11 protein-coding genes and 1 pseudogene are annotated in these 19,725 nt (G+C 44.0%); 2 read left to right on the top strand and 10 right to left on the bottom strand.

The genetic code is table 11. The features are described from left to right. Nucleotides 1-30 precede the first annotated feature (30 nt). Nucleotides 31-135: pseudogene (locus ACPD8L_RS06095) on the top strand (Fe-Mn family superoxide dismutase); the annotation flags it as partial. A 144-nt stretch (nt 136-279) separates the two neighbouring features. Here ACPD8L_RS06095 and ACPD8L_RS06090 read toward each other — a convergent pair. Then, a complete protein-coding gene (locus ACPD8L_RS06090) occupies nt 280-1,005 on the bottom strand; it encodes a phytanoyl-CoA dioxygenase family protein (RefSeq protein WP_423942518.1) in 726 nt (241 codons plus the stop codon). A gap of 81 nt (nt 1,006-1,086) precedes the next feature. Between ACPD8L_RS06090 and ACPD8L_RS06085 the strand changes: the two genes are divergently transcribed. After that, on the top strand, nt 1,087-1,956 hold the full coding sequence (locus ACPD8L_RS06085) for an AraC family transcriptional regulator (RefSeq protein WP_423942516.1): 870 nt from the start codon (nt 1,087-1,089) through the stop codon (nt 1,954-1,956). A gap of 53 nt (nt 1,957-2,009) precedes the next feature. On the opposite strand, the gene ACPD8L_RS06080 is transcribed toward ACPD8L_RS06085, so the two are convergent. The 9 genes from ACPD8L_RS06080 to ACPD8L_RS06040 all read right to left on the bottom strand — a co-directional run bounded on the left by ACPD8L_RS06080 (nt 2,010) and on the right by ACPD8L_RS06040 (nt 19,518). After that, on the bottom strand, nt 2,010-2,597 hold the full coding sequence (locus ACPD8L_RS06080) for a RidA family protein (RefSeq protein ID WP_423942515.1): 588 nt from the start codon (nt 2,595-2,597) through the stop codon (nt 2,010-2,012). An 11-nt stretch (nt 2,598-2,608) separates the two neighbouring features. After that, complete coding sequence (locus ACPD8L_RS06075) at nt 2,609-3,820, bottom strand: aminotransferase class V-fold PLP-dependent enzyme (protein ID WP_293301409.1); 1,212 nt, start codon at nt 3,818-3,820, stop codon at nt 2,609-2,611. Between the two features lie 71 nt (nt 3,821-3,891). Then, nucleotides 3,892-5,148, bottom strand: coding sequence for an amidohydrolase/deacetylase family metallohydrolase (locus tag ACPD8L_RS06070; protein ID WP_423942513.1), 1,257 nt, complete (start codon nt 5,146-5,148; stop codon nt 3,892-3,894). A gap of 22 nt (nt 5,149-5,170) precedes the next feature. Continuing rightward, a complete protein-coding gene (locus ACPD8L_RS06065; RefSeq protein ID WP_423942511.1) occupies nt 5,171-6,931 on the bottom strand; it encodes a PQQ-dependent sugar dehydrogenase in 1,761 nt (586 codons plus the stop codon). Nucleotides 6,932-6,941: 10 nt separating this feature from the next. Next, complete coding sequence (locus ACPD8L_RS06060; RefSeq protein WP_423942510.1) at nt 6,942-10,031, bottom strand: DUF5107 domain-containing protein; 3,090 nt, start codon at nt 10,029-10,031, stop codon at nt 6,942-6,944. A gap of 2 nt (nt 10,032-10,033) precedes the next feature. Continuing rightward, on the bottom strand, nt 10,034-13,321 hold the full coding sequence (locus tag ACPD8L_RS06055; RefSeq protein WP_423942509.1) for a VCBS repeat-containing protein: 3,288 nt from the start codon (nt 13,319-13,321) through the stop codon (nt 10,034-10,036). Nucleotides 13,322-13,412: 91 nt separating this feature from the next. Further along, nucleotides 13,413-14,990, bottom strand: coding sequence for a SusD/RagB family nutrient-binding outer membrane lipoprotein (locus tag ACPD8L_RS06050; protein ID WP_421809722.1), 1,578 nt, complete (start codon nt 14,988-14,990; stop codon nt 13,413-13,415). A gap of 10 nt (nt 14,991-15,000) precedes the next feature. Continuing rightward, nucleotides 15,001-18,231, bottom strand: coding sequence for a SusC/RagA family TonB-linked outer membrane protein (locus ACPD8L_RS06045; RefSeq protein WP_220344572.1), 3,231 nt, complete (start codon nt 18,229-18,231; stop codon nt 15,001-15,003). Between the two features lie 252 nt (nt 18,232-18,483). Further along, entirely contained in the window at nt 18,484-19,518 is a 1,035-nt protein-coding gene (locus ACPD8L_RS06040) for a FecR family protein (protein WP_423942507.1), read from the bottom strand. Between the last annotated feature and the right edge of the window lie 207 nt (nt 19,519-19,725).

The raw sequence follows: 19,725 nt of genomic DNA, 5'->3' as shown, positions 1-19,725 counted from the left end.
CCATGGCCGTTATTATAAATTCAATCCCACTATTGCCTTAACTATCAAAACAAAAGACCAGAGTACATCGATGCTTTTTGGAATGTGGTTGATTGGAAAGAAGTGGAAAAGCGTTTTCTGGCAGCGCAGCGCTAGAGTTTAGTTCTCTATACCAGTTGGCCAAGCCAGTCCATTAAACAGGACCGGGCTTGGCCATATATTATTCAGCATTCTGCTTTACTTGAATCATTTCTAGACTATTGTGCGATTTGTGTTAGGAATCATATAGTAAACAGCTTGTCAACTCCTTTTTTTACGATTGCCCGTATGGTCCATTCCCTGTTCCCGTTCCAAAAGAATCATCTGTTTTGGCCTGAAATTCAAAATCAGTGCCCTGCGTTGCCCATCCGTACTATTGCCCCTGCTGTAATGCAGGGTATGCCCATCATGGAAGGTACATCCACCAGCCTGTAATGGCATGGGTTTGGCATTCGTGGTATCGGCTTCACAATAGAGGGCTCCTCCTCCTGCCAAACTTTTGTGGGGCAGCACTTTTTTTTCATCAACCGGCAAAAACCACATACAACCATTGGCTTCATGCACATGGTCCAATGCAATCCAACAGCTTGCGGCACGCTTGTCCGGCAAATCAATCCAATAGGCGGCATCTTGGTGCCATGGTGTTTCGGTATCGGTATGGGGTGCTTTATTGATCAACATATCAAAATCAAGGTCCATGTCCTCTCCCAAAAGATGTTTGGCCCATTGTGAGGCTTTTTTATAGGCACTATGTTCCATTAGTTTTTTCTCGATTATACTAGGGCGCATGATTTGGGTGATGCGTTCCACTTTTTCTCCATCACCATTGGTACTGCCGGCCAAGTCACTGCGTAACCCTTTGGTCTTCTCCTTTTCGGATAAGAGTTGATTGTATATGGTTCGTAGCTCCTCGACCTCATGGGTCGTTAATAGTGAAGGGATGGCCACATAACCCTCTGTGCTAAAAGTTTCTTTGATATTTTCCATGATGTTACCTTTTTCCAAAAATCTGAACTCCTTCCCAAAATAGCTACTATTTTTGTACAACCTTACTTTTTTGAACATTTAATGAAAGAGATATCCACCCGCACCGTTCTTTTGCACCATCAGCACCACATTCCAAGGGTGAAGCAATTTGGACATTATAGGTATGCAATGGCAAAGCCGGGTTTGGAAACCCATTTCCATGCAGATATCATTGAAATTTGTTATTGCCTTGATGGGGTGCAACAGTATATCGTGGAAGACCAGAGGCATTATCTAAAAGGCGGGGACATTTTGATTGTTCCACCCAATAAGGCTCATAACACGGGTGGAATGCCCGAGGAAAAGGGAGAGCTGTATTGGATACAGTTGAAGCTTTCAGGGGATGGGGAAAAGCTATGTCATCTTCCCCATACAAAAAGTAGTTTGCTTTTACGAAGTTTGGAGGAAGCCTCCAATATCCCTTTTAGAGGTGCACAGCAGGTCAAGGAGCTACTGGTGGAACTGTTTGCCTTGTCGACCTATGAAGCAATGGATTTGGATGAAATTCGAAGGGAAGCGTTGTTGCTTCGTCTTTTGTTGGATACTTTGGACCTGTCCCAGCGGAAATTGGAGACCGAGGTTTCCCAACGGGTTATACTGATTGACGATTTTATAGAGCAGAATCTATATCGAAATATGTATGTGGATGAGTTGGCCGACCTGATCCAGGTATCCACAGGGTATTTTAAGGCATGGTTCAAGTTGAACACAGGAAATACACCAAAGGAATACATCAACCGAAAACGTATGGAAAAAGCCAAGGAAATATTGCCAATGGAGTCTTCCGTGACAGAGGTGGCCTACGCCTTGGGGTTTAACTCCTCACAATATTTTTCAACGGTATTCAGGAAATACACCGGAAAATCACCAAGAGAGTACATCCAAGAACTCAAAAAAGAAAGGGAAGATTGAATTGCCCATAGGAGCAAATTCCACCTTCCCTTATTAATATAGTATTGGTTGATCTAGTCTTGTACCTCTACGATCATTTCAATTTCAACCGCAATATTGCTAGGTAAAGAACCCATTCCTACGGCAGCCCGGGCATGCTTTCCCCGCTCACCGAAAACGGCGACCATTAGATCGGAATACCCATTGATTACCTTAGGGTGGTCCGTAAAATCAGGTGCGGCATTCACCATACCTTTTACTTTTACGACACGCTTCACCTTATTGAGGTTGCCCAATTCCCCCTTTAAAACGGAGAGTTGGTTGATTCCCGTAATTCGAGCTGCTTCGTACCCTTCCTCAATGGAAAGATCGTCACCAACTTTTCCAGTGATGTTGTTGCCATCAGGTTTAAGGGGACCTTTTCCAGCAAGAAATATCAAATTCCCTACACGGACGGCATTCACGTAATTGGCCACTGGGGGGGAAGGCTCACTCAATGTGATGCCCAACTCCTGAATTTTGGCTTCAGGATTATAACTGGGATCAATCACCTCCTCCTTTTTTACGGGCTCGTTTTCAACGGCTGTTGAATTTTCTTGTTTGGGTTGGCAGGAGACAGCTCCTATCAGGACCACTGCAAGAAAAGCGATTGTACATTTCATATAAAACTAATTTATGCGTTGGCCAATATTTCCTTCAAGCGTTTTGCAACAATACGCTCCTGTCCGGGATCCATCATCCAAGTGGTAATGCCGATATCGTTTCTACCACCAACGGTTTGGATGGATGGGTGCCCTTCACGAAGTTGTTTACGGGCTTCCTCTTTTGTGATTTTCACAACACTCTCATCCCAAGTGACCCTTAGGCTGGGTACATGGTTGGCATAAGGAGGCACATGGATTTCGGTCTCTACACCTGCAACGGATTTGGCACTTTCGCTGATCAGTTCAATTTGGCTTTCCCAAAGTTTCCATTCTTGTTCGTGGTCTTTGGCCAAGTATAGCTCCAAGGCTACCAACATACCTAAAATTTCCTCTTTGTTCACCTTCATACCCCTAGCAATGGTAGTACCTCTTGGTGGGCAATGCAATCTTGCTGCCTCAATGTACTTACGCTTGCCCAGTAGAAGTCCGGCACTCTGGGGTCCACGGATTCCTTTACCTCCTGAAAAACATACCAGGTCAAAGCCCAATTTGGTGTATTTGAAGAGGTTCTCCACTGGGGGAACGTCCGCAGCACAATCAATCATACAAGGAATACCGTGCTTTCTGGAAAGGGCTACAAATTCCTCATGCTTAATTTTACCGTTATCGGTGTTTGCATTAAGGAACCAAAGCATTGCAGTGTTTTTGTTGATGGCTTTTTCCAATTCTTTCACACCATCCACTTCAATAATTTTTGCCCCAGTATTCAATAGGGCATGGGTGTATCCAATAGCGTGTCCTTTTTGTACAATGACCTCATTTTTCAATCCGGTCGTATCAGGAAGCTGGCTTACCTTTTTGTTGTCCATTCCACAGATAATCCCTGCCAATCCAATGGTCATGGCGCCAAAGCATCCGGAGGAAACGGTTGCATATTCACAATCGAGCAACTCGGCTATACGCTCACCGACCTTGTCCTGTAGGTCGTCCAGGTTTACGTATTCAGTAGTTGCATATTTAATGGCATCGGTTACTTCTTTGCTCATTAGACATCCTGTCATGGAGGTATAGGTACCAGCGGCATTGATGAATGTGCGCACTCCAAGCTCCTTGAAGAAGTCCCTTGCCAAGGGCTGGGCAACCGATGTTTCCAAGGTTTTTGCGGACAACAATCCGGTTCCCATTAGTCCGCCCGCAACGGGGAGGGCGGAAAGCGTTTTTAAAACTTTTCTTCTGCTCATAATCTTTGGTTGTTTATATTAAAAATGTTCTTACTATTTATTGAATTTGTTTTTATTGAAATACGGATTCACTATTTGCTCCATGCAGGTTTAGAAATACCGTTGAGGTCGTAGACTACCTTACCATCCCTGATAGTGAGTTCGCATTCTATCTTTTGATCTCCTTCAATTTTGGTATTTCTGGTGTCTATGAATCCGAATTCTCCCTTTTTATGGTTTAATACGGTAACATCGGCCACAGCCCCTACAGAAATATGTCCTAAATCGGTACGTTGAATAATTTTGGCGGGTTCCCAAGTGGATACGGCGATAACCTCGCTAACGGACATCCCCAAGTTTAGAAATTTGGACATGATATTGGCCATATCCTTCATTCCTCCGTTCATACTTCCTGTGTGAAGGTCGGTACTGATGGAATTGGGTTCAAGACCTTGCTCCATGGCTGGAACGGCTTGCTCGAAAACAAAACTTCCGCCACCATGGCCCACGTCAAAAATGATTCCTCTCTTTTGTGCGGCAAAAACATAGTCCCTTACTTTTCCATTTTCATCCACAATAGGGGTACGACCATTTACGTGGCCATAGGCATGGGTGAAAATATCCCCGGGACGTAATTTTTCCATAAAGAGTGTTTCCAAAGACAATTCAGGCTCACTTCCCCCAAAGTCGATCATAACAGGGATATCGGCAAGTCTTCCTGCCTCCGCTGCCCTTTCTGCGGGTGTCCAATCAAATCCACTGAAGTGTGCCAACTTCACCCCAACCACGTCGTTGGGAAACTGTCTGGCCACCATGGCAGTCATCCGGGCATCCATATCACTTAGGTTTTGCTCTATGGGTCCTCCTTTCATTCCGGAACCTACAATGTTCAAGAAAGACAATACCCTGGTTCTGGACCTATCGATTACCTGCTCCTTGAACTGTCTGAAGTTACGCCATCCGGCACCCCCGGCATCCGCAACGGTGGTAACACCGCTTCTGAAGGTGAAACCATCTGGTGGAACTGCGGAAAAACCATTGCTCAAATAAGCATTGGACTCCGTACCATAAAAGTTATGGCTATGGATGTCTATCAAGCCGGCACTTACATAAAGCCCCTTGGCATCGATTACGGTCTTGGCTTTGTTTTTGGATATGCTATTGGAAACTTCAGCAATTTTGCCATCTTTAATGGCAACATCCATGACTTTGTCAATATTGTTTTTGGCATCGATCAAATGCCCATTCTTGATTAAGATGTCATAATCTTGGGCCATGGTCACCATGGCAAATAAGAAGATGAAGGATGTTGCATACAATTTCCCTATCCAAAGAATTTTTGTTTTCATAAGTTGGTTTTATTTATAAATGTTAATCTGTTTGCACTTGTATCGGACCATTTTCACCACTCTCTTGGAGTTGTTCCCTTAATTTGGTCACTTCATTTTTACTTACGGCACTGGCGTCATTGCCAAAATTGGACCTAATGTAGGTGAGTACCTCGGCAATTTCTTGGTCACTCAAAAAGCTGTGTTGGGGCATCATGCCATTGTACACTTCATCCCCAACCTTCAGGCTACCTTCCATTCCCCGAAGCACTACACTGATGAGTCTTTCCTTGTCACCGGTTACCCAATCGGTTCCGGTAAGGGGAGGAAATCTACCGGGCGCTCCTTTACCATTTCTTTGGTGGCAGGCGCTGCAATAGGTCTGATAGGCTTTTGGGCCTCCCACGAGTCCTCCTGAAATCAGGTTGTCCTTGATTTCATCAGGGGTCCTGATATGGGAGAGCTTCTTGCGATCTTCCATGGCCAATAATTGCTCTTCCCCAAAATTGTTGCGGTCGCCATTAAAGATGATTTTCCAAATCTTTCCTTTTACAGAATCGGAGATATACATGGAACCATCGGGGCCAAAAGCAATTCCCATAGGGCGATATACCGCATCCCTAACGCTTACAAGAGGGTCTACGCCGGCAAAACCATCGGCAAATACTTCAACATCCCCGCTGGGCTTCCCATCTTTGAAAGGAACAAAGCCCACAAAATAGCCCGATTGGGGGTAAGGAGACCTATTGGTAGATCCATGGAAGGCAATGAATGCCCCATCTTTATAACGATCGGGAAATTGATCCCCTTGATAAAAAACCACATCGTTTGGGGCCCAATGCCCGGGAAAACCTATGATAGGGTCTTCGTACTGGTCACATCTTCCTATAATTTCACCATCCCCGCCATATTCTGGAGCCAAGACTTTTTTACCCTTGAGTTGGTCATAATAGCAGTACGGCCACCCAAAGTCCGATCCCTCGGTTATTTTCATGAATTCCTCCGATGGCAAAAGCGCACTTTCCCATGGGGTGTATTTATCGGGCCATAAACGCAAAAGATCGTCTCTTCCGTGCATAAGTCCATAAAGTTCACCATCGGTAGGGTTCCAGGTGAGGGCCACCACACTTCTAATGCCCGTTGCATATTTTACCCCATCTTTTTGGGTCTGCCCCAACTTGTTGGCATCAAATTTCCAGATACCTCCGTGGTCTTCCAACTGCGGACAGGGGTCCATTCCGGGAACGCCAGGAGTACGTTTTGGATCTTGGCACGCATTTGAGGGTGCTCCAAAAGGGACATACATATTTCCTTCGTCATCAAAGGCCACAGGTTTGGCAATATGCTCGTGTTTGCCATGTTCATGGTCATCGGTCAATACCACTTCGACCTCTCCTTCCGGAACCAGGGTGCCGGGGTTCAGTTTTTGTCGATAGACCACCAATTCTGAACTGAAGTAGATATAGTCATTGTAGACTCTCATTGCAGTAGCATAGCTCCAACGTTGGGTGCCATTGCTTCCGCCAAATTTTTCGATGATATCCGCTTCACCATTGCCATCCGTGTCCTGTATGGCTGCTACAACGCCATCTTCCTTGGAGTTTCTGAGTTTGGCGTAAAGGATGTTGTCTTCGGTCACGTCCATGTGGCGTACCCTTTCAGGAATACTGTCCACGACCACCACTGAGGTGAAACCATCGGGCAGAAAAAGCCCTCCATCACGTCCCGGTTGCGTGCATTGTGTCAAACAAAAAGCAATGCCCAACGGAAGAATAATGTTCTTGATTTTATGCTTGAAGACCATATCCCTTAAATTATAAGTTAGTTAAAATGTCAATCAGTCTTACATCTGTGCCTTCCGAAACCATTAGGTTTTTTGCCTGGTCCGTATTTTGGTTGTACAAGGCCCAAACAATGGCTGCATTTTGGTTTTTGTCCGCGACCGTCTTTATTTTTTCCAGAAGTTTTTGCAAAGAATCCTGCTGGTTCAACTTTTTCATGGCCAAGGCAGAAAAGATGTCATTCGTCCTAGTGGTACGTGCTGTTTCATAATTGGCCACTTCTTTAAAAGCGGCATTGGCTTTTGGGGTATTCCCCATATTGGAATGGCACAGCCCCAATAAATAGTTGGCCATTCTGTCATCAGGATTGTAGGGTGCGCCCACACCTAGATTTTCAGGCCATTTTTTTGATGCTTCCAATAGCGGGATGGCTCGGGAAAACTGATTTTTGGCTATATACTTTCTGGCTTGGTAAATGTGTGCTTGGGTATATATCCTTTTACTTTCGGAAGCGTGTTCAAAAGGTAATATCTGGATATTGTTGAGGATTGAAATTGCTTTGGGATACGCATTGGTGGCCACTAGGGCCTTTGCATAGCTTAATCCCACGTTATAGTTTTTCGGGAACTTTCGAACCCCCTTTTTCCCCAAGTTGGCCGCAGCTTCATTTTTGTCGTGCTTTAAAAGGAACAGCATAAGATCGTCCCAATTTTTCCAATAGCCGTTATTGAGTTCAAGGGCTTTTTCATAATCCTTCAGTTGAACAGCATAAGGCTCATTGTGGAGCACTTTCGCCCTAAATCTATAGAACGTATCATTGTCTGGGGCTTCACCACACTCCTCAAGGGCATTTTTTGCCTTGTCTTCCAAACCTACGGACAAGTAGTTTTGGGCCAGATAGTATTTAAACTTCCAATCTGGGTTGGCAGAAGCGGCCCATTCCACTACGGGCAGCATTTCCCTTCTATAGGGGAACACAAAATCAGGGGATTGTTTGGAAAGGCCATCTAAAAGTTTGGTACTCTTGCCGGGTTCACTATCACGGTCCAAGTACGCCATAAGAAGTTTGGACTTAGGATCTGTTGTTGTGCCCAGTACTTGGGTTGCAGCTTCTCCCTGACCTAGATTAAGGTAGGAGAGGGCAAGTTCCAGCAAAGTCTCGTTGGGGAATTCGTTTTGAATGTTCCCACGTATGGTACTTGGGTCTTTTTGTGACATGAGTATTTCCTCAAAGGCCGCAAAATGGTTGATTGGACTGATTTTGGAAATTTCTTGGATTTGCTGATGGAAGGCGTTGGTGTTGCCCATCTTCCTATTTACAACCAAGAGGACCTGTCTTGCATTAAGATTATGTTGATTATAATCCAAGGCCTTTTTGGCGTACTCCTTGGCAGTTTCCAGATTGCCTTCGTGCAAATGGATTTCCGCCATCTGCGCATACGAAACAGAGCGGTACTGTATGGATCTGGCGGACCACCCGAAAGCTTCCAAGGCGTTTAGGGCATCATTTTGGGCCCAATAGGCTATTCCGGATAAATAGTTAGCGGTAGGATCATAGATATCCAGTTGCAGGCCCTTGTTGGCATAGTCCAGTGCCTTGTTGTAATTGGTTTTTCGGTATTCCGAAATGGAACTGAGCGCCAATCCTCCAGGATGGGATGGGTCCAAAGCCAAAAGCGCTTTCAATTGTTCTTCGGCTAGGGCATATTCCCTGAACTTAATGGCTTCTGAAGCCGCATGGTACAGTTTTTCAACCTCCGAGATTTGTAGGTCGGAATCCTGTTCAAAACTTCTTTTAAGCAAGGTTTTACTCTTTGAAGTATAGTATAGCTTCCCTTTGCCCAGATTGACTTCCAAGATATCAGTGTCCTTGCAGGCAATGGTCTTTTCAAAAACCTGCATGGGTTGCAACCCAAGGTCTTCAACGGACACTTCTTTTCCGTTCACCAAAATCTGTAAGGGCTCATCAAATGCTTGAAGTGCATTGATTCCCAAATAGGCCGAATTCCCGTTGCGTTCCACGTTGAGCACCCCGTATTTTGAAGCAGCTTCCATACCACCGATTTGTTTGATGGGGAACCATTGTTCGCTCCAAGAATCCATGACATAAGGGTCAAAATTGGCTTGTGTTATGGGGTTTTCAGCTCCAGGAGAGTATTGGTTGAACAAACGCCCGGCCTGAAATTCGATATATTGCCCGTCAGAATCGGTCAATAGGTCCTCCCAAATGCCTCCAGAACGTGATAGGGCCCATAGCCATAGTTTTTGTCCGGGCATCTGCTCATAGGGTGCCAAGTGCCCAAATCCGACGTTTCTGTCGTGGTAGTATCCTCCAAAATAGTTTTGGTAATCACCTACAATATGATAGGACTTTGCAGGTCCAAAATCATTGTTTTTGTACATTGACAGGTTTCTTCCCTGATCATCAACAGGCCATTTTTCCCAAGTGCCGTTGTGTTCCAGATACCCATTTCCGGGAATGAAGAACTCCAGATCATTCGTGGCTACTGCTGCACCGGTCATCCAATTGTAGTAGGACTGATCCAATGGTGTTCCGTTGTACCATGAGGCATTGGTTTCAAAATAGGCCTTGTCTTTTTCCAGTTTGATCTCTACCTGCCAATAGGTCCTTGAGGGAAGGTCCAGATTGCCCACTACGCAGCTTACACTGCCATCGCTATTGGTTCTGGTCATGTAATCCACGGGAGTGGCCGTTGCGGGATGGTGTCCAATGATACCAAAGTTAAATTCAATACCGCCCGAGGTCCAAGGGCCTCTCATGGCAATGTTCCTGAATTTGACCACTTCATTTTTGTATAAAAACTCGTTTCCGGTACTCTTTTCCACTGCTCCCCAGACTTTTCCACCAATCTCGGGCAATATGTAAACTTCAATGTACTCGTTCTCCAACTTCACCACATTCCAGTTTTTCTTTGTGGATGTATGGGAATAGCCCTCATACTTGAAATAGGGATAAATTTTTGGATTTTCCGTTAGAATTGGGGCTGGATTTGGCGTGTCAAAGCCATAGGTGTCCAGCGCCATGGTTTCCTCGGTAATGGTCGCCTGGGAATATCCGTTTATAAAAAGGAGTAGGAGGCCTGAGTAAAGAAAAAGTTTCATTTTTAGTTTGTCGAGTTGGTTTTATATAGCAATAACGGCCCATTGTTTTGGGCCACAAGAAGTGTTGAAGCATTCAGAAGTTTGGCGTCCCGTACCTGACCAGAGATGTTCATGCCGGTTCTGGACTGTTCCATTGTGGTGAAATGCCCGTTTCCATCATTGGTCAGTACTAGGCCATGGTTGGCATCATACCTACCAAATTTGACCCTGGTTTCAAAGAAATTTCCAAAGAGCATCAGGTCGGTATCGCCATCACCTTCCACATCAAATGGAACCATGGTGTAGATTGGAGCGAACTGCGCTTCTATGGGCAGCGGTTCCAAACTAAAGCCATTACCATTGTTTCTTAAGATGGATGTTTTAAAGGTATGGGCCTCAAATTTTTGGGCCCTGGCCAGGTTGTCTTCTCCCAAAACCTCGGAAACGGTTTGGGAGGCATAGTCGGCAAAATTGACATATTTGCTCTTTAGGTAGGCCAATTGGGAGCCAATATCGTCCTTGGAGAAAACAGGATGGTTCTTTCCGCCCAGATAGCAGCAAAGAATGGGGTCCAAAGATCCATTGTCGTCAAAATCATCCGCATAAAGGGTAACAGGCTCTGTGTTACTGGCTTTCAATTGGGAATTTTGACCAAAATTACCCAGGGCATAGTCCATATCGCCATCATTGTCGATGTCAATAGGAGTGATGCTGTTCCACCATCCATCTGAGTTTTGGAGCCCTTCAGGGGTTTCCGGTACAAGTTTTCCATTTTTGTTGGCTAGGAAGATTACCGGGGTGAATTCTCCAACTGCAATAAGGTCCAAACTTCCGTCGGCATTGAAATCCGAGAACACGGCATCGTTGATCATCCCCAAATTGGAATTTTCCCCAAGAATGGCGTCGGTGCCATCTGAGAAGTTTCCTTTTCCATCGTTCAAAAGGATTTGACTTTTGGGTGCCAATGGGTATCTTCCGGGCTCCAAACGACCACCAATGAAGAGGTCTTGGTCCCCGTCTCCATCCACATCGCCCACAACGGCACATGAACCGCTAAAACTCAATTTGGGAAGAAGCGTGCTCTGGTTTTCAAATTGGCCATTGCCTAGATTGATATAAAGTCTATCTGTATAATTTCCTGGGAGGGTATCGTATTCATTTCCACCACTCACTACATAGAGATCAGGTAGCGAATCGCCATTGGCATCGAAGAAAACGGCCCCAATATCCTCAAACTTACTGTCACTTTCAAAAACTGCTTCATTTTTGGAAAGATAACGACCATTGGAAGTTTGCAGGAACAATGCGCCAGCCTGGTCTTTTGCACCACCTATGTAAATGTCTTCCAAACCATCACCATTGACGTCCTGAACGGCCAATTTTGGGCCTTGGGTGGAGAGCATGTGGGGGAGGAGGAGCTCCCTTTCAAAGTCAATATATTTATTTTCCTTGTGGTTGAAGGCGACAAGGCTGTCCTGTGTAATTTCGGTAAATAGGGTTGCTATCTCTTCAACGGTATTTTCTTGTACCGTTGCCTCATTTTGATCTAAATGGAGCGTTTGGTTTACGGCAAGGTTGTTTTTCTGGGTGATGCTGCCATCGGGCCAGATAACCTTGAGCTCTGCAATGGTATCTATTTTTCCAAGTCCAAAAATTATGGAAGGATCCACAGAGGATTGGAATCCTCTTGAGGTGTACAGCTCATGTTGTAGGTTCAAAGTGTCTGCTTTGATCATCACTTTGGAACCAATGGCCAAGGTATTTTTCCCTTTTCCTTTTAGCTGTACTTTTAAATGGTTGTTCTGAGTGAGTTTTTCCGTGTTGTTACGGTAGATAAAGGCTTCTTCATCCATATTGTTGACCACAAGATCATAATCCCCGTCATTGTCCAAGTCAACATAGGCGGCCCCACTGGAGAGGGATTTTCCTCCCAAGCCCCAAGTTGTGGTCTCTTTTTCAAATTGGAGATGCCCAAGGTTTTTGTAGGCATAATTTTCCTCAATAGAGGACGGAATTTCTTGGAGTAGGTCTTTTATGGCCATCTCAACACCGGAATCCATTTCTTCCAGACGTTTTTGTACGGCAAAGTTCATAAAGTCCATATTGGTGTAGTCCCGTTTGAGACCATTGGTGACAAAAAGGTCGGTAAGGCCATCATTGTCAAAATCGGTGAGTAGTGGCGCCCAGCTCCAATCTGTGGCATGGATGCCGGAGAGCTGCCCTACTTCGGAGAAGGAGCTACCATTGTTTATATGCAGCATATTGCGCATGTACTGGTGGTGAAAATCGGATTTTACCAAAAACTCATATTTGTCGTAGTTGTCCGGTCCTGAGACCATTTTTTGCCTAAAGTTTCCTTCGGGCAACATATCAAGGGTCACAATGTCCAGTTTGCCATCCCCGTTGATGTCGGCCACATCTGATCCCATTGAGAAATAGGAGGTATGGCCCATATATTTTTTTAGGCTTTCGGTAAAAGTACCGTCGCCATTGTTGAGATATAAAAAGTCGTGTTCGTGAAAGTCATTGGAAATGTACATGTCTGGCCAATCATCGTTGTTGATGTCGCCTATTGACACGCTCAAACCAAATCCCAGCACGCTGGAAATGATTCCAGCTTCGGAACTGATGTCGGTGAATTTTCCGTTGTCGTTCCGGTATAAACGGTCTGCGTATTCAGGAATGTATTCGGACCGCAATTCTTTGGAGGTGTTTCTAAAACTTGAATACGGTTGTACGGAATGGTTGAGTACAAACACATCAAGGTCGCCATCTTTGTCATAATCAAAGAAATTGGCTTCTGTGGAGTATCCCATGTCGTCCAAGCCATACTCAGCGGCCTTTTCGGTAAAAGTGAGGTCTCCGTTGTTGATGAACAATAGGTTTTTTCTTTTTGGAGCGTCTTTTGCTGCAGAGCGGCATACATAAATGTCCACCAATCCGTCACCGTTCACATCGGCCATGGATGTTCCGGTATTCCAGAGCCCTTCTGCAAAAACGCCTGCTTTTTCGGCGATTTCCTCGAACTCAAAGTTGCCTTTGTTCAGATATAATCTACTACCCACCATACTTCCGGTGAAGTAGAGGTCCATCAATCCGTCGTTATTAATGTCACCTACTGCCACACCGCCACCATTGTAGATATAGCCATAGGTGAGGATATTGAGATCATCGGTTTCCACGACCAGATTTTTAAACTTGATACCTGTATCGGAAGAAGACATTTTAGAAAACAATTGGGCAGAGTTATCCTTTAGGCATGAGGTAAGGGCCAAGGCACCTATCACACCAATGATATACGTAAAGCGCATTTTTTGAGGGATTGAGATGAAATTAGGTTGTAATTAAAAAGAAAAAACCTGTGGGGAATCCCACAGGTTTTTTTTGGGTTTTCCCATTTATTTAGAAGTTGGGACCTCCGGTATCCCACCATAGGCGGGTATTGATCTCATCCGGACCACCAAGTTTGGTGGTTGCGTCCGCAACACCTGAGGGATTGTTTTCACGTTCGTCTTGTACAAAAGGCATCCTTTTGATAAACTCTCCATCAGGAACAACACCCCAGTCCGCATTACTACTGTTCTGATAAACTGGTGGTAGTTTTGGATATCCTGTACGTCTAAAGTCTACCCAAGCTTCCATTTCATTGGTATAAGAAGCAATCCATTTTTGAGTGATGATTTTCTCCAACTTGATTTCATTGTCAGCAGCCTCATCCCACGCAATGGTGTTGGTGATCTGGTTGGTGAAATCGTTGATCGCACCATCATAAACCACCCCATCATAATCAATGGGCAAGCTAGTGTCATCAGCAAGATAAGCGTCTACACCACCTGCACCCCAAAGTTCAAAAGAAGCAGCTACTCCAGCTTCGTAGTTGGTCTGTGCATCACCAGCACCGGCCCAACCGCGCAATGCAGCTTCTGCCTTTAGGAAATATACTTCATCAGCACTCAACACTTTTCGCTTGGTAACAACAGCTGGGTCATTAAAGCTTATGTCAATGGTAGAGAAAGCTAGGTGGTCATCCTTGGCAATCAGTTCACCACCATTTCGGATACCTTTATAAGGCCAGTCTGGGTGGTCGGCTACCAATGACAAATCATCCACAGGATCAAAGAATGCATGGATTCTAGGATCTTGATAACCTACTAAGATAGACTCCATAGTGGCACTCATACGAGTATCATTCCACTCGAAGCAAATCTGTGCAGGGTGGAACTTGTTTCCGTATAAGGAAATGTTCATGTTATCTCCATTAGCTTCAATCAATCCTACTGGATCGGCCAAAGCTTTTTCTCCTTGGGTCTTGGCCAAGGCAGGATCTACTTTAGAGATACGCATGGCCAAACGCAAGCGCATTGAATTAGCAAATTTGGCCCACAAGGACACATCGCCACCATACGTGGCATCAAAGGCACTAAGACCAGTATAGTCCATATTGGCACTGAACTCGGCAATGATTCGATCCAAATCACTGAAAAACGCAGCGTACAATGTGGGTTCACTGTCATAGACTCCAGGACCTTCGTTACCATATTGCGTATAGATTACAGGACCATAAAAGGTTGTTACCCTTGACATGGACAAAATCCTGATCAAGTTGGCCCATTCTACAAACATGGTGTAACCATCTGCTTCCGCAATCTCAATAACCTGTTTGGCCGGAGCCATAATGTTAGAGTACTCACGTCCCCAATACCCGTTCCATCTAATATAATAGGTAGTGTTGTTTACATTACCTGTAAATGGAGTAGGTTGCGCCAAATGCTGGGCATAGGACGTATTGGTCAAGTTGTGGTTCACCTGATTACCAAAAATCTGGTTGAGCATTGAAGGGTAGAAAGCACCAACGTGGTTAAAATCCTGTTGCAATGACTCATTGGATATCTCGTAAGGGTTGGTGTTCGCGTCCTCAAAATTTTCGGTACATGAACTAACAGCCGCTACCAGAGTTAATAGATATAAAAACTTTTTCATACTGTATTTTTTAGAAAGTTAGTTTTAGGTTAAACCCATAGGTTCCCGTGGATGGCAAGTTAAAGTTATCCAAACCTTGTGCACTTCTACCCGTGTTCATCGCCAATTCAGGGTCAAATGGGGCATCTTTGTAGAAAAAGAACAGATTGTTTCCTATGAATGACAAACTAGCTGCTTTAAAAGGCAAGCTTGAATTGGACATATCAAAGTTGTATCCAACGGAAAGCTGGCTCAATTTAATGTTGGTTCGATCATAGACATATGCCTCACCAACACCATTCCTGTCACCGATGGCTCTGTACCAAGTTTCAGGATCAACACTGGTAAGGGCTGTTCCAGAATCTTCATCAAAACCATTTACAGTTACCGATCCAGCATCACGAGCGTCTGCAGTAACTTTGGAAGCTCCATAACCATCCAACATGGATTGGGTCTGGCTGAATACTTTTCCGCCGAACTTGGCGTTGATCAAAGCTCCAAAAGAGAAACGCTTAAAGGAAACACTGTTGTTCCAACCCAAGCTGAACTTAGGATCCAGATTACCAATAAGTTCTGGTAAATCAGTCTTTCTTGGGATACCACCACTAAATAGGATCCTACCTTGATCGTCCCTTAGGAATTTGTATACATAAAGGTCGTTGTATCTACCACCTTCAATAAGTCTTGAGAAGTATCCTTCGGAAGACCCTAGGTTATAGATTCTCTCATCATCTGGACCTATATCTACCACCTCGTTCTTGTTGGTAGTGAAGTTCAAGGAAGAGTTCCACTCTAAATCTTGTGTTTGGATAGGAGTGGTGTTCAAGGTAATCTCAAACCCTTTGTTGCTGATTTCCCCTGCGTTGATGAATTCTTGAGTATATCCTCCTTCTCCAGATGTTGTTGGTACAGAGATGTATTGGTCTGTACTGGTGATGGAGTAATAGGTGAAATCCAATCCTAGTCTGTTGTTGAACAACCTCAAGTCAAATCCTGCTTCAGCACTGGTAATAATCTCCGGCTCAGCATTAAAGAATGGTCTTGTGGTATTCCTGTTCACACCGCCATTGGCAGCAATGGTGTTCTGAGGGTTGATTCTATTGTAAGGTATCTCGTTACCTACCTGGGTCCATGATCCCCTAAGCTTGAAAAAGCTAATAGCTTCAGGCATAGTGAACATTTCACTCATGATGGCGGTCAGACCTACAGATGGGTAGAAGTATGACTCGTTATCGGTAAGTGCGAAGGTAGAAGCCCAGTCATTACGCCCGGATAGATCTAAGAACAACATTTCTTTGTAGCCAAACTGAGCGTTCAAGAAAACCCCTTCCTTGATCTGTACTCCGGAAGTGTTTGAAAGTACCTGAACGTTGGTCGGAAGGTTTTGCATAAAGAACTCGTTAGGATAAAGCAAACCTAAAGTACCTGTTGCTACAGATACACCCAATCCATATTCAGTTTCCTGGTGGCTGGCACCCAAAGAAGCATTCAAACTAAGGTCACTGGTCAAATCAGTGTTATAGTTCAAGATAACATCAGTATAAAGCAATTTGTCTTCATACTTATTGTAGTTCCAAGCACCATTTGGATGCACGTTGGTAGAGTTAGATGTTGCTGCATGTCTTTGTTCAGCCAAAACAGTTGAGTAGTCATAGTTGGCCCTAGCCTGAACGTTAAGATTGTCAGTAATATCATAGCTCAACGTAAGGTTACCGATGAAACGGTCTCTCTTATTCATCTGAGGCTGCTTGTTGATGATCCAATACGGATTGGATTGGTGGTGATCCGAAACGAACCAATTTTGAGACTCTATATTTCTTGCAGAATCAAAAACAGAGTAATTTTCCTTGTAAGCACTGAAATTACGGTTTCTTGGGAAAAAGTAAAGTCCTGTAAGTGGGTTTAGGTAATACCCTGAAGGCAGTCTGTTGTGGCTGCTTTCAAAGGCTCCAATAACGTTTGAAGTAATGGTCAACTTGTCATCAAACAATTTTGTGGATTGCTTGAAGGTGAAGTTGTTCTTCAGGTACTTGTTCTTAGGAGTGATTCCTGAAGCACTGATGTTACCATAAGAAAAATACGCTTGGGTCTTTTCTGTACCACCACTAACACTTACAGAGTTGAAGAAGTTGTGTCCTGTTTGGAAAAAATCTTCAACATAATCACTTTCATAATCGCCAGGGGTAGTATCCCAGTTTTCTTTGGCCGTACCCACGGCACCGTACTTAAATTGTAGTTCGGGCAATTCCAAATAGTGCTCAAATGTGTAGCTACTGTTAACGGTTACAGTGGTTTTTCCTTCCTTACCACTTTTGGTAGTGATCAATACAACCCCGTTGGCACCTTGGCTACCATAAAGTACAGCGGCATTGGCACCTCTAAGGATACTGATACTTTCAATATCATCAGGGTTCAAAGCGGAAAGTCCATCACCACCATCAGTACCCCCCCACATACCTGGCTGGCCACCTTTGTTGTTGGCCATTGGGATACCATCGATTACGAAAAGAGGAGAACTGTCACCACTAAGGGATTTGTTACCCCTAAGCAAAATTTTGGTAGATCCACCGGCACCTGAACTACTTTTCTTGATTTCAACACCTGCGGTCTTACCAGAAAGTGCGTTCATAAAGTTAGGGTCCCGTGTTTTGGTCAACTCCTCAGAATCTACAGTCTGTTGAGCGTACGTAAGGGTTTTTTCCTGTCTTTTGATACCCAATGCGGTAACAACCACCTCGTCCAATTGGCTGGCGTCTTCCTGCATTACAATATCGATTGAGTTGGAGGCACCTACAGTGATACTTTGGGACAACATTCCCAAATAGGAAAATACCAAGACTTCCCCTTGGGACACCTCAATGGTGTAGTTTCCATCAAAATCAGTTTGGGTACCATTGGTAGTTCCTTGCACCAAGATGCTCACCCCAGGTAAGGGCATACCATCTGAAGCGGCAGTAACAGTACCTGTTACCGTTTTTTGAACCACCTCTTTTTCCACAATTACAGGAGTTTCCTTCTTAGGTCTAGGGCTAACAGCAATAGTACTGTTGGTCCTTTTAAAATTAAGGGCGGCCTCACGGCTTATTTGTTCCAACAGGTCATAAACAGAGTATGATCCCGAGGTAATGACGAGTTTTGCCTTTCTGTTGACATCTCTTTCGTCATAATTGAACTTGAAAGCCGATTGACTCTCAATTTCTTCAAAGACATCCAATACATCCACTTGTTTAGCGGAATTCCACTGGAGGTAAATGTCTTTCAAGCTTTGTGTATACCCCTCATTGGCCATTGCAAAATAGCAAAACACTAGTTGCAAAATAAAGATTCTTGAGAGCACAGCGATCGTTTTAGTTAGTTTAAATTTCATACTTTTACGTCGGTTTAGTTGATACTATTTTTAATTGAACTTTTGATGATAAGTTTGCCTCCATCGAAAGTGCCATTTTCTTTGGAGCAAACTTATTTTTACGTCGAGTTTTTCATTCCCATAGATTTAAAGTTTTAAAGGTTTTAGTTATTTAAAATTGATTGTTATTTTTCTTGAGTCTTTCTTGTCCATTTTAAAGGAAAACCGTTCCGCATAAGCCATTTGTTCCAGTACGCTCTCCAAACTTTCCGCAGGAAATTTTCCTGTATAGGTAATGGCCCTGTTCAGGTTGCGCACCGAAATGTCCACATCATACCAATTTTCCAAGGTCTCCTTGACTTCTTTGAAGCTCGCCGCCTTGAACACCAATATCCTTTTGGTCCACTGATAAAAATCCATATCGGGATAAGAGGATATGGCCAATTTACCATCATTGGTGTCATAAGTTGCCTTGCCTCCAAGGTCTTCGATGATTTTTGTGCCCGAATCGTCTGATATTACAGGAGACACTAAAATTTTTCCGGTAACAAGACCAACCTCAACCTTTTCACCTTGAGGCGCCCTTATATTAAAGGAGGTTCCCAAAGCTTTGGTCAATAAACCATTGGAGTTGACCACAAAAGGTCTTGAAGGATCTTTTACCACTTCGAAAAAGGCCTCTCCCTCTAAAAAAATCTCCCTTTTGTGAACAAAACTGGAACTGTAGGAAACCCTACTGTTATTATTTAAGTATACGGTTGACCCGTCAGGTAATGTAATTCTGGATTTTTGGCCTCGGAAATTTTCTTTCACGATAAGTTTTGCCGGACTGAATGTGGGAACAATCTCTGTGGATGAGGACCATTTCAATCCTATGGTCAGTGCCGCCATGACCAAAGCACAGGCGGCAGCTTGGAACGCCATAAGGGAGCTACTTGTTTTTTTGGGTGAAATCTGTGAGTCCCTCTTTGCCAAAATGGACTTAAGAATTTCTCCTTGATCAATAAGATTTATGTCTTCAGAAGAACGGTATTTGAAGGAAAGGATAATTTCCCTTGCCACCATGACCGTCCTTTTTTTGCACGGATTGGCAGCCAACCATTTCTTCCAGAAGAAATGGTTGGAAGGATTTGGCTTCAATACCCAGTTTCTAAACTCTGGGTCGGCCATAAAATCTTCCAATTCGTGTTCGTGATAATCCATAAACTTTGGCACCTATATTTATATGACATCAAAAATTCTCAAATGACATCAAAAAAGATTAACTTTTTTTTAAAAAAAAAATCAAGATTCTGTTTTCTACGCAGATATGTTTTTGATTTGTTGAGAATCCGGTATATTTTTTAACATTAAAAACGAATGTAAACCCAACATGGCAAAACTGATTTTTCGGTTGATTGTGAAAATATA

It is taken from the genome of Flagellimonas algicida, from assembly GCF_049629585.1.
GTDB lineage: Bacteria > Bacteroidota > Bacteroidia > Flavobacteriales > Flavobacteriaceae > Flagellimonas.
This window is presented reverse-complemented; position numbering and strand designations above follow the sequence as displayed.